This window comes from Clostridium rhizosphaerae, assembly GCF_016765585.1.
GTDB lineage: Bacteria > Bacillota > Clostridia > Clostridiales > Clostridiaceae > Clostridium_AT > Clostridium_AT rhizosphaerae.
This window is the reverse complement of the sequence record NZ_JAESWC010000002.1, coordinates 947,106-959,045: the sequence shown is the minus strand read 5'-3', so window position 1 is coordinate 959,045 and position 11,940 is coordinate 947,106. Positions and strand designations below refer to the sequence as shown.

General features: G+C 32.6%; 11 protein-coding genes. 10 read left to right on the top strand and 1 reads right to left on the bottom strand.

From position 1 onward, the window contains the following. Positions 1-55: 55 nt before the first annotated feature. A complete protein-coding gene (locus JK636_RS07695) occupies positions 56-550 on the bottom strand; it encodes a sigma-70 family RNA polymerase sigma factor (RefSeq protein WP_202748242.1) in 495 nt (164 codons plus the stop codon). A gap of 235 nt (positions 551-785) precedes the next feature. Between JK636_RS07695 and JK636_RS07690 the strand changes: the two genes are divergently transcribed. The 10 genes from JK636_RS07690 (at position 786) to JK636_RS07645 (ending at position 11,927) form a co-directional block, all read left to right on the top strand. Next, positions 786-2,261, top strand: coding sequence for a DUF4153 domain-containing protein (locus tag JK636_RS07690; RefSeq protein ID WP_202748241.1), 1,476 nt, complete (start codon positions 786-788; stop codon positions 2,259-2,261). Between the two features lie 231 nt (positions 2,262-2,492). Beyond that, positions 2,493-3,209 carry a transaldolase gene (locus JK636_RS07685; protein WP_202748240.1) on the top strand — a complete coding sequence of 239 codons (717 nt, stop codon included), beginning with the start codon at positions 2,493-2,495 and terminating at the stop codon, positions 3,207-3,209. Between the two features lie 22 nt (positions 3,210-3,231). Further along, entirely contained in the window at positions 3,232-3,678 is a 447-nt protein-coding gene (locus JK636_RS07680; protein ID WP_021655170.1) for a PTS sugar transporter subunit IIA, read from the top strand. Positions 3,679-3,695: 17 nt separating this feature from the next. Beyond that, positions 3,696-3,977 carry a PTS sugar transporter subunit IIB gene (locus tag JK636_RS07675; RefSeq protein ID WP_202748239.1) on the top strand — a complete coding sequence of 94 codons (282 nt, stop codon included), beginning with the start codon at positions 3,696-3,698 and terminating at the stop codon, positions 3,975-3,977. Between the two features lie 11 nt (positions 3,978-3,988). Next, a complete protein-coding gene (locus tag JK636_RS07670; protein WP_202748238.1) occupies positions 3,989-5,359 on the top strand; it encodes a PTS ascorbate transporter subunit IIC in 1,371 nt (456 codons plus the stop codon). A 128-nt stretch (positions 5,360-5,487) separates the two neighbouring features. Then, a complete protein-coding gene (locus tag JK636_RS07665) occupies positions 5,488-7,599 on the top strand; it encodes a BglG family transcription antiterminator (protein WP_202748237.1) in 2,112 nt (703 codons plus the stop codon). A gap of 158 nt (positions 7,600-7,757) precedes the next feature. Beyond that, a complete protein-coding gene (locus JK636_RS07660; protein ID WP_202748236.1) occupies positions 7,758-8,645 on the top strand; it encodes an NUDIX hydrolase in 888 nt (295 codons plus the stop codon). 344 nt (positions 8,646-8,989) lie between these two features. Then, complete coding sequence (locus JK636_RS07655) at positions 8,990-9,787, top strand: ribose-phosphate diphosphokinase (protein WP_202748235.1); 798 nt, start codon at positions 8,990-8,992, stop codon at positions 9,785-9,787. Positions 9,788-9,888: 101 nt separating this feature from the next. Beyond that, positions 9,889-10,434, top strand: a complete 546-nt coding sequence (locus JK636_RS07650; RefSeq protein ID WP_202748234.1) for a cysteine hydrolase family protein — start codon at positions 9,889-9,891, stop codon at positions 10,432-10,434. Between the two features lie 23 nt (positions 10,435-10,457). Continuing rightward, complete coding sequence (locus JK636_RS07645) at positions 10,458-11,927, top strand: nicotinate phosphoribosyltransferase (RefSeq protein ID WP_202748233.1); 1,470 nt, start codon at positions 10,458-10,460, stop codon at positions 11,925-11,927. The last annotated feature ends 13 nt before the right edge of the window (positions 11,928-11,940 follow it).

Below are 11,940 nucleotides of genomic sequence, written 5' to 3'. Positions count from 1 at the left end.
ACGGGGCAGTCTAATCTCACTCGCTCACGCTCGTAGACTGCCCGTAAAAGTCCATTTAGGACTTTAACCTCCTTTCATACATTTTTTTAAAATTCTTTCTGGCTCTAAAAAGTGTTATCTTAACTTGCCCTACGCTTATATTCATAAACTTGGCGATTTCTTCGTAGGAAAGCTCTTTAAATTCTCTAAGGATTAAAATATTTTTATAGCTCTCCTTCATAGAGTTTAGGACAACCTCTATATCTTTCCTATCAATAGATTTTGAAAGCTCAGAGTCAGAGGGCGTGCTGGACTTATCAATAAGCTCTTCTATTTTATCAGAGGGCTCCTGCCGGTGCTGTCTCCTGACATAGTCAAAGAAAAGGTTTCGTCCTACCGTATAAAACCAAGCTTTATTAAGTACTTCGTTTCCGAGAAGTATTTGCTCCATGGCTCTGAAAAAAGTCTCCTGAACAATTTCTTCTGATATATCCTTGTTTCCAGAAAGCTTATAGATGTATATATAAAGTTCCTTGCTTATATCACTATAAAGCCTCTCTATATCCAGCACACTCTCACCACCTTTCAACTATATAACGGTAAAAAATACAAAAGGTTACACTTATATTATAAAGTAATGTTAAAAAATATAGTAGCCTAATCTAAGATAAGAATTCAATAATTATTTATTGAAAAACAATAAATAATTATTGAATTAATTTAAAAACTGTAGTATTATAAAGATGGAATTAATGATTTTCGCCTAGGGAAGTTCAAAAGATTTAAGGTTTGAGGAGGTTTTTAAAATGGAACAAAAAAATAGTTTAAATGCGCTATACTGCATAATAATTTCTTTAACTCTCGGAATAATTTTTGATAAATTCTTTTTTAATGGAAATTTAGGTGTTTCATACTTTATTTTTATTGCCTTATGTATAACATTTTTCCTATGGTCAGCAAAAAGTGAGATTAAATTAGAAAAAAATATAGGATGGTTTTTAATGATACCTATAGCACTTCTGGCCTTAAGCTATACAGTTTACACCAATCCGGTTTTTATGGTCCTGAATTTTTTGGCTGTGCCGGCACTGATGATTATAAGTTCCGTACTTATTTATAATCCTAAAATAAAATGGGATAAAATTAGTTTTGTTTTCTATTTAGTGAAAAAAGGTATTGTTGATGTGCTAGAAGGCATAGGAAGTGCATTCAATACTGCAGGTAAGGGTTTTAGGAGAATTGAAAAAAAGGAAGAAAGTAGAACTAGAAATCAAATAATAATCGGTTTAGTAATTTCAATTCCTATAATAGCAATAGTAATTATGCTTTTAAGCTCAGCAGACATGATATTTAACTATTATTTAAATAACATAACAAGAATTTTTGACAATATAGATTTATCAAATGTTGTACCGCACATCATTATGATAGGTATTGTAACTTTTTATCTTTTAGGTTATGTATGGAGTTTTAAAATTGAAAGAAAACAGCAGGAGGATAAAGAAGAACTTGAGGCAGTTAATCTTGAGACTTTGGTGTTTATAACAGTCTTAACTGTAATGAATGTGTTGTATTTAATTTTTACACTTATTCAGTTCTCCTATTTGTATGGAGGAGAAGGTATGGTGCTTCCATCAAACTTTACTTATGCAGAATATGCAAGAAGAGGTTTCTTTGAGCTTGTAGCAGTAACTATAATAAACTTTGTCATCATATTAGGCTGTCTCAAATATGCTAAGAAGGAAAATGAAGTGCTGCTTAAAATATTGGATGTTTTGCTAAGTGTTTTAATATTGTTTACTGTAAATATGCTTTACTCAGCCAATTTCAAGCTTTCTTTATATGAGAGCAGTTTTGGATATACTTATCAAAGAGTATTTGTACATCTCTTTATGATACTTTTATTTATTCTTTGTATTATAACTTTTGCAGGCATTTGGAACAGAAAAATACCTGTAATGAAGAGTATTATCATAACAACAGTTATTGCTTATACCATAGCTAATTATTTAAATATTGATGTCTTCATTGCAAAGAAAAATATAGAAAGATATTATTCAACAGGAAAACTGGACGCACAGTATTTAACGTCTCTTTCCTATGAGGCTGTACCGCTCATATTGGACATGAAAAATATTAAGGATATCAGTATGCAAAATACTATAAATGAAGGCTTGAAATATAAAAAAGAAGAGCTGGCAAGACATAAGAACCTTGGTGAATTTAATTTTAGCAGGAGAAAAGTCCAAAAATTGTTTGAAAATAATTATACAGATAAATAAACGCGAAGAAAATAATCTACAATTAATCAGTCTATATCAATGATGTAGGCTGATTTTTTATATTTAAAAAGCATATTTGTTAAATACATTTTTGCCGTAATTTTTTTGAAGTATTTTGAACTTTATACAGCATGTAAAAGTTAATATAATTAAGTTGTGAAAATGATTACAGTATTTTTAAAGATGAAACAAACCCATAAAGTAACTCAGAGTAATAAAAGGAGGATTAATATGAATATTAAGGATTTGAAGGTTAAAATATATGCCGATGGTGCAGACATTAAAGACATGCTTGAGATTAGGCAAAAAGATTTCATAAAAGGGTTTACTACTAATCCATCATTAATGAAAAAGGCAGGTATCAAGGATTATAAAAGCTTTTCGAAAGAAGTACTTAGCAAAATAACAGATATGCCTGTATCCTTCGAGGTGTTTTCAGATGACTTTAAAACAATGGAAAAAGAAGCTAGAGAAATTGCTTCATGGGGTAAAAATGTTTATATAAAGATACCAGTAACTAATACAAAGGGAGAGTCCTCAGTAGAACTAATTAAAAAACTTTCAGCAGAAGGATTTCAACTCAATATAACTGCTATTTTTACTATAAGTCAAGTAAAAGCAGTAGTAGATGTATTAAAACCTGGAGTGAAAAATATAATTTCAGTTTTCGCAGGAAGGATAGCAGATACAGGAGCTGATCCAGTTGAGCTTATGAAAGAAGCTAAAGTAATATGCAGCTCAGTAGAGGGCGTAGAGTTATTGTGGGCAAGCTGTAGAGAATTCTATAATATAATACAAGCTGAGCAAAGTAATTGTGATATAATTACAGTTCAAAATGAGATTTTAAATAAAGTGAGTAACTATGGGAAAAATCTTGAAGAGTATTCTCTAGAAACTGTAAAAGGTTTTTATAAAGATGCTTTAGGTTTAGGTTACTCAATAATCTAGACAAAAGAGAGGCGGTATAAATATGCTTAAAGAACTACTTAATGAAGATACTATCGAAGCAAATGTGGAAGTGGAGAATTGGGAGCAGGCAGTGATTTATGGAGGTATGATTTTGGAAAAGTGTGGTGCTGCGCAAAGCTCCTATACTAATGCCATGGTTGATACTGTAAAAAACATTGGACCATATATAGTTATTGCTCCAGGTGTAGCTATGCCTCATGCAAGACCTGAAGCAGGGGTTAATAAGGTTGGTATGAGTTTAATAACTTTAAAAAAGCCAGTTGCATTTGGAAATGATGAATATGACCCTGTAAATATCGTTATATCTTTATGTGCATTCGATAATGATTCACATCTTAATATTCTATCAAATTTAATGAATCTTATTGAAGATGAAAAATTTATTGAACTAGCTAAGAAAGCAGAAAGTAAAGATGAACTAGTAAATTATATTAATAACATTGCGTAAAAAGGAGGGATGAAATTATGAAGATAGTAACAGTTTGTGGAAATGGCATCGGAAGCAGCCTTATGCTGGCAATGAAAATAGAAGAACTTTGCCGTGAGAATGGCATAAAGGCTGATGTTGAGTCTTGCGATTTTAACTCAGCACATGGAAAAAATGCAGACTTAATTATTACGGTAAAAGAGCTAGCCGTACAGTTTGAAGGAAAGGAGGTTGGAATAGTAAGAAGTTATATAAATAAAAAGAAAATAGCTGAAGATGTTTTAGACATAATAAGTAAAAAATATGAACAACTAAAATAGGGGGTAAGAATATGTTAGTAGGTATTTTACAAACTTTAAGGGACATTCTTAAACAGCCGGCATTATTAATGGGGATAATGGCATTTGTTGGCCTTGTGGCACTTAGAAAGCCTGCACATAAGGTTATGACAGGAACACTTAAGCCAATTTTAGGATATATAATGCTCGGTGCTGGAGCAGACTTTATCGTTGCAAATCTTGATCCGTTGGGTAAGATGATTCAAAAGGGTTTTCATATAACAGGAGTTGTTCCAAACAACGAAGCTATAGTTTCAGTAGCTCAAAAGCTATTAGGAGTAGAAACTATGTCAATTCTTGTTACAGGTCTTATAATTAACTTAATTATCGCACGTTTTACAAAATATAAATATGTTTTTCTAACTGGACATCATAGCTTTTTCATGGCATGTCTGCTTTCAGCAGTACTTGGAACCTCTGGAATGAAGGGAACTGAACTTATATTATTTGGAGGATTCATATTAGGAGCGTGGAGTGCAATATCACCAGCTATTGGACAAAAATATACTTTAAAAGTTACAGATGGTGATGAAATTGCTATGGGCCATTTTGGAAGTTTAGCGTACTATATTTCAGCTTGGGTAGGTTCAAAGGTTGGAAAGCCTGAGGAAAGTACAGAAAAGATGCAAATTCCTGAACAATGGGGATTCTTAAGAGACAGTACGATTGCAACAGCAGTAACAATGATGATATTTTATGTAGTTGTAGCTTTAGTTGCTGGCCCAGCTTATGTTTCTACAATTTCTGATGGCACAGCTCCAATTCTGTTTGCATTAATGGCAGGACTAAAGTTTGCAGTAGGAGTAACTATTGTTTATAATGGTGTAAGAATGATCCTTGGAGATTTAATTCCTGCATTTCAAGGTATTGCAACTAAAGTTATTCCAAATGCTATACCGGCTGTTGACTGCGCTGTATTCTTTACATATGCTCCAACAGCAGTAGTAATAGGATTTGTAAGCAGTTTTATAGGTGGAGTAATTGGAATGATTGCGCTAGGAGCGTTAGGCGGAGTATTAATTATACCTGGCCTTGTCCCACACTTCTTCTGTGGAGCTACTGCTGGTATATTTGGTAATGCTACAGGAGGAAGAAAGGGCGCTATTGTTGGATCTTTCGTTAATGGGCTTTTAATAACATTTGCGCCAGCGCTTCTTCTACCAGTATTGGGAACTTTAGGTTTCCAAAATACAACCTTCGGAGACTTTGACTTTGGAGTATTAGGAATCTTATTTGGAAAGGCGTCTAATATTGCAGGAAAAGGTGGAGTTATATTGCTTGTAGCTTTACTGCTTGTGGCTTTAATTGTTCCTAGTTTTATAAAAACAAAATCAAATACCTTAAATAACAATATAGAAGCTTAAAACATTAGGGAACTGTTAAGTCAGTTCCCTATAATTTAATGTTATTTGTCTAAGCAGCAGCATGTTAATAAATATACAGTTAGTTCATTTATTAACATCAGGTATTAAGTTGTAAAGAAGGTGATTTAATGCTGAATAAAAGGTGTCTTAGTATATTAAGTACTCTCTTAAAATCAAATAAGCCTGTAATTATAGATGAATTGGCAAAAACTTTTAACATAAGTAACAGAACTATAAGATATGATTTAGATAAAATTGATGACTACCTTAGAGAAAAAAAGCTCCCTTTGCTATCTAGGAAACCTAATTTTGGTATTGAAATAGTATTTACAGAAGATCAGAAAAAAGAAATTATAGGCGATGAGGTAGGAATCGATGTGTATGTACTTTCTCAAGAGGAAAGAGTAAAAGCAATTCTCTTTGAACTTATACAAGAAAGGGAATTTACAACGATTAATAATTTAGCAGACAAGCTTTATGTGAGCAGAGGAACTATTTTAAAGGATATACCCCAAGTAAAAGACTGGCTTAATAACAATAAGATAAAACTAATTACTTATAAAAGCCGAGGTATAAAAGCAGTTGGAGAAGAAAAGTATTTTAGGAAAGCAGCAGCTCTTCTTATGGCAGAAAATATAGATACAAACAAAGAGATAGATATAATAAAAGACAGAATATACAAAAATGATGAAGTTAAGTTAAAGTATCAAGTTAATAGGTTATTTGAAGATATTGATATAGCATATATTGAACATTGCTTAAATATTGCAGAAGAACAGCTGGAAACAACGTTTTCCGATGATGCCTTTAATGCTTTAGTAATTCATATAGCAATTGCAATAAAGAGAATTCAGCTTAGAAAAGATATAGTTATGGATTTAAAGGAATTGAAAAGGCTAGAAAAATCAAAAGAATTTGTTATTGCTGCTTCCGTTGCAAAACTTCTAGAAGATAAATTTAAAATAACTATTCCTAATGACGAAATAGGTTATATTACTATTCATTTATTAGGCAGCAATGTAACTTATACTGACGATATGGATAAAGATAATTGGATAAGACATAGTATAGTTACCACAGAGATAATAGAAAATATGGAAAGACTTACTGGATTAAATCTTCTAAATGATAGGCAGTTATTTGAAGGACTTTTACAGCACATAAGACCCGCAATGTATAGATTTAAACATGAACTTGATATAAAAAATCCTTTAATAGGTGAAATTAAATGTACTTATAATGAATTATTTAATCAGGTCAGAAAAAGCACAGCTTTTTTAGAAGATGAGTTACACATAAAAATAAGTGATGAAGAAATAGGATATATTGTTCTGCATTTTGGTGCTTCTCTAGAAAGAAATAATTCTAGAGAAGCTAAAATACTCGATGTGCTTGTGGTATGTGCTACAGGTATAGGCACGGCTAGACTTGTTTCATCGAGATTGAACTCACTATTTGATGTAAATATTGTGGATAGCATATCTTATCATGGAGTAGATAAAGCGCTTAAAAAGCATAATGTAGACTTAATTGTTACGACAGTTCCTTTAAATATAAAAAATATTAAATGCGTTAAGGTTAGCCCATTTCTAACAGACGAAAATATAACTGAGTTAAGTATTATATTAAGTAAGGCAAAGCAAGTAAAAAATAATAAAAAGTTAGATATAGACAAGCTGATAAAAGTCATTAACGAGAACTGCAATATTAATGATTTCAATAAACTAAGAATTGAACTGTCAGAGTATTTTGGCATACAAAACGGGAACGAAAATTCTAATTATAAACCAAGACTTGTAAATTTTGTTAATGATAAATTTGTCGAAGCTAATTCAGAAGCTTATAGCTGGGAGGAAGCAATACAAAAGAGCGGCGAAATATTGCTTAGAAATGGATGTATAACTAGCAGCTATATATCATCTATGATAAATATAGTTAAAAATATAGGACCATATATTGTAATGGCGCCAGGTGTAGCAATAGCACATGCAAGACCAGAAGACGGCGTATTTAGTGTAGGACTTAGTATTTTAACATTAAGAACTCCTATATGTTTTGGAAATGAAGATAATGACCCTGTTAAAGTTGTTGCGTGTATATGTTCCACGGATCACTCAAGCCATATGACTGTATTATCGGAATTAGTTGAAATTATTGATAAAGAGGGTTTTATTGAACATATTTCAAAGGCGGAGAATAAACAAGGACTAATTGAACTTCTACTTGAAAAAGTTATATAAAGCTATTAAAAAGGATCCATAAGAAATGGGTCCTTTTGTTTGTAAAAATAAATTATGAGAAAATTACAAAGAAGTATTGACATATAGTGGAATAAGAGGTACTATAATTACATAATATCAGTTTGATAATATCTAGTTGAGACTAAGGCGGTGATAAAATGGAAGAACATCTTATAAATAACGAAAAAGAATTTTTGAAAAACTATGACGAGAGTAAATATAAAAGGCCAAGTGTTACAAACGACATAATCATATTTACAACCGCTGATATAGAAGAGGATAACCAGCGAAAGGTTCCTAAAAAAGGAATGCAAGTTATATTAATTAAAAGAGATGATTATCCATACATTAACAAGTGGGCACTTCCAGGAGGTTTCGTAGATATAAATGAAAGCCTTCAAGAAGGAGCAAAACGAAAGTTAAAAGAAAAGACAGGTATAGATAATGTATATATGGAACAGCTTTATACCTTTGGTGATGTTGATAGAGACAAAAGAACAAGGGTAATTAGTGTGGGAAATATGGCACTTGTGGAAAAGAGCAGCATAAAGCATGATGAGTCTGATTCTAAGAAAAGTACATGGTTTTGGATAAATAAAACTCTTATAAGTTCAATTGAGAATGAAAAAAACATAGAAAACAAGTATCTATTATCGCTGAAATCTATTGATGAAACTGTCATAATAAACTATGAAATAACTGAAGTAACCGGAAGAGATGTTTTTAGAAGAAAAAATATAGTATATAAATTGCTGAATAGCTCTACAGAGGAACTGGCTTTTGATCACTATAAAATATTAGACTATGGAATTGACAGGTTGAGAAATAAAGTAGAGTACACTCCTATTGCCTTTAATCTTCTGCCAAGGCTGTTCACTGTAAAGGAATTGCAGAATGTGTATGAAGCAATTATGGGAAGAGAAATATTAAATTTCAGAAGAAAAATGGGAGACATGATTATAGAAACGGATGAAAAGATAGAGGGAAAACCCTTTAGGCCAGCTGCAGTGTTCAAGTTTAATGAGAATTGGGAGCATAATTTTTAATATGACAAGGAGGTAAAGTCCTAAATGGACTTTAGCGGGTGATTTGCGAGGCTGAAGTCTTAAATAGACTTTAGCGGGTAACTTGTGAGCGAAAGCGAATATTTTAAGTTACCCAGTGCCCAAAGGGAACGAGCGCTCATAAATTACCCAGTGATCCGACAAAAAGGAGGCTAAAGTCCTAAATGGACTTTGGCGGGTAATTTGCGAGTGGAACGAGCACTCATAAATTACCCAGTGATCCGACAAAAAGGAGGCTAAAGTCCTAAATGGACTTTGGCGGGTAATTTGCGAGTGGAACGAGCACTCATAAATTACCCAGTGATCCGACAAAAAGGAGGATAAAGATGATTTATTTTAATGGTGAAAAAGTAGAGATTAAGAAGTTTCCAAATGGGGAAGCTTTGATGCAAAGCAAGACTCTAAATATTAAAGAAGAAAAAAATGAAATTAGAGTTAAGTTTGAAAGTGATGAAGATATAACTCATTTAATATTTTTAAAATGCAATTTAGATGAACTAGGAGTAAAAAGCAGCTTAGAGCTACCCTATATGCCCTACAGCAGAATGGACAGAACAGAGGGTATAACAGTATTTACCTTAAAGCATCTATGTAAAGTAATTAACAACTTAAACTTTGAAAGCGTAACAATTTATGAGCCTCACTCAGATGTAACTGTTGCTTTGCTTGACAGAGTTAAGGTAATAGATATGTCGAAAACACTGGCAGAGGAACTTCTGGAAAAACTGAAAGCTTCAGAAGAAGAGGTATATCTAGTTTATCCGGATGCAGGTGCTGCAAAGAGGTATGGAAAACAAATAAACTATGACAAAATTCTGACTGCAAGCAAGGATAGAGATTTTAAAACAGGACGCATAAAGAGTTTAGAGATTGATGGAGATACAAATGGCAAAAGCTTCAAAGCTATAATAGTTGATGATTTATGTTCAAAAGGAGGTACCTTTGTACTGACGGCCTCAAAGCTTAAGTCTATGGGTGCATCAGAAGTGTATTTAGTTGTTACTCATTGTGAAGATACAATTTTTGAAGGTGAGTTGTTGACTACAGATTTAATAAATGAAATATATACAACTAACAGCATTTTAAGTAAAGAGCATGAAAAAATTAAGATATATGAAATTTAATGTAGCATAACAATTAATAATTGTTATGTGCCTATAAGGAATACAGGAGGCATGACAATTAATAATTGTCATGGATATATAAGGAATACAGGAGGGTAAAAATGAAAAAGTTATTGGTAGTTATAGATTATCAAAAGGATTTTGTGGATGGAACCTTAGGTTTCCCTAAAGCTGTTACACTAGAACAAGGTATTTACGATAAGGTTAATAAATATTTAGAAAATGGCGATAAAGTTTTATTCACTTATGATACTCATTATGAAAATTATCTGTCTACTAGAGAGGGTAGAAATCTACCTGTAATGCACTGTATCAAGGATTCTGAAGGGCATAAGCTTTTTGGAAAACTTGTTGATTTTGCAAATGCGGAAAATACTCTTCATTATGAGAAAAGAGGCTTTGGAATAGCTCCTGAGGATATGCTTAAAATAGCAGAAGAATTGGGAGAAGATATTGAAGAAATTGAACTTGTTGGGGTTGTTACAAATATATGTGTAATAAGCAATATGGTAATGTTTCAATCACAATTTAGAGATGCAGATGTAATAGTAGATGCAAGCCTATGTGCAAGCTTTGATGATTTGCTGCATGAAAAAACACTGGATGTAGTTGAAGGCCTTCAAGGAAAAGTAATTAACAGGAAGTAATATGGCTGTAGGGGGAATTAATTATGCTTAATCCGCTTTTGCTCACTGATTTTTATAAAACAATTCATCATATGTGTTACGCTCCAGGAATGACAAAGCTTGTAAGCTACTGGACTCCAAGAATGTCTAGAAAAGAAGATATGAATAAGGTTGTAATGTTTGGGCTTCAACCCTTTATAAAGAAGTATTTAATAGAGTATTTTAATGTATATTTCTTTAAAAGAGATAAAGAAGAAGTGATTTCAGAATATAAAAGGATTATTTCTAAGACCTTAGGAGAAAGAGCAGCTGATACAAAGCATATAGAAGCACTTCATGATTTAGGCTATCTTCCTATACAAATAAAAGCTGTTGCTGAAGGTACAAGAGTAAATATAAAAACGCCAATGATTGAAATCACAAATACTCATGAGGATTTTGCGTGGCTTGTAAATTACCTTGAAACCTTTATGAGCTGCAATATATGGCAGCCAATGACAAGTGCCACTATTGCTTATAGATATAGAGAAATAGTTGAAAAATATTTTGGTCTTACTGTAGATAATGGTGATGTAAGAAGGGCCTGTGGAGATTTCAGTATGAGAGGCTTCAGCTCTGTTGAAAGCGCAGAGTTAAGTGGAGCGGCTCATCTATTATCATTTTTAGGAACTGCAACCATACCTGCTATAAGCTATCTGGAAGAATACTATAACTGCAATGTAGAAGAAGAACTTATTGGACTTGGAACACCATCTACAGAACACAGTGTGATGTGCAGCTATGGACAGGATGAACTTACTGCCTATAAAAGATTGATAATGGAAGTATTCCCAAGCGGAGTATTAAGCATAGTTTCAGACACCTATGATTATTGGAATGTGGTAACAAATATACTTCCTCAATTAAAGGAAGATATCCTAAATAGAGATGGAAAAATAGTTATAAGAGGGGATAGTGGAGACCCTGTGAAAATTATATGCGGAAATAAAAATTCGCCTAAAGACAGCCCTGCTTATAAGGGGACAGTTGAACTCTTATGGGATATATTTGGAGGAGAAATTAATTCAAAAGGCTATAAGGTATTAAACAGCAAAATAGGCACAATCTACGGAGACAGCATAACTATAGAACGCTGCGAAGAAATTTGTAGTGGACTTATGGAAAAAGGCTTTGCAGCTAATAACTGCGTATTTGGCATAGGCTCTTATACCTATCAATACAATACAAGAGATACCTTTGGCTTTGCCCTTAAGGCTACCCATGCAATTATCAATGGTGAGGAAAAGTTTATCTTCAAAGATCCCAAAACAGATGATGGAAACTTTAAAAAATCTCAAAAGGGGATGTGCTATGTATACAAAGCTGGTGAGGATATTTTATATAAGGATGAACTGACTATAAAGGAACAGGAAGAACTGAGAGATAATCTTTTGGAGCTCGTATTTAAAGATGGAAACCTAATAAAGGATTATTCTTTGTCAGAAATAAGAAACAGACTTCATTGTAAATTTTGATTTGTTGGAGGTG

What these genes read in the sequence shown, in the direction of transcription:
- JK636_RS07690 (WP_202748241.1), top strand. Translation starts at nt 786, where the DNA reads ATGGAACAAAAAAATAGTTTAAATGCGCTATACTGCATAATAATTTCT.
- JK636_RS07645 (WP_202748233.1), top strand. Translation starts at nt 10,458, where the DNA reads ATGCTTAATCCGCTTTTGCTCACTGATTTTTATAAAACAATTCATCAT.
- JK636_RS07680 (WP_021655170.1), top strand. Translation starts at nt 3,232, where the DNA reads ATGCTTAAAGAACTACTTAATGAAGATACTATCGAAGCAAATGTGGAA.
- JK636_RS07660 (WP_202748236.1), top strand. Translation starts at nt 7,758, where the DNA reads ATGGAAGAACATCTTATAAATAACGAAAAAGAATTTTTGAAAAACTAT.
- JK636_RS07665 (WP_202748237.1), top strand. Translation starts at nt 5,488, where the DNA reads ATGCTGAATAAAAGGTGTCTTAGTATATTAAGTACTCTCTTAAAATCA.
- JK636_RS07670 (WP_202748238.1), top strand. Translation starts at nt 3,989, where the DNA reads ATGTTAGTAGGTATTTTACAAACTTTAAGGGACATTCTTAAACAGCCG.
- JK636_RS07650 (WP_202748234.1), top strand. Translation starts at nt 9,889, where the DNA reads ATGAAAAAGTTATTGGTAGTTATAGATTATCAAAAGGATTTTGTGGAT.
- JK636_RS07685 (WP_202748240.1), top strand. Translation starts at nt 2,493, where the DNA reads ATGAATATTAAGGATTTGAAGGTTAAAATATATGCCGATGGTGCAGAC.
- JK636_RS07675 (WP_202748239.1), top strand. Translation starts at nt 3,696, where the DNA reads ATGAAGATAGTAACAGTTTGTGGAAATGGCATCGGAAGCAGCCTTATG.
- JK636_RS07655 (WP_202748235.1), top strand. Translation starts at nt 8,990, where the DNA reads ATGATTTATTTTAATGGTGAAAAAGTAGAGATTAAGAAGTTTCCAAAT.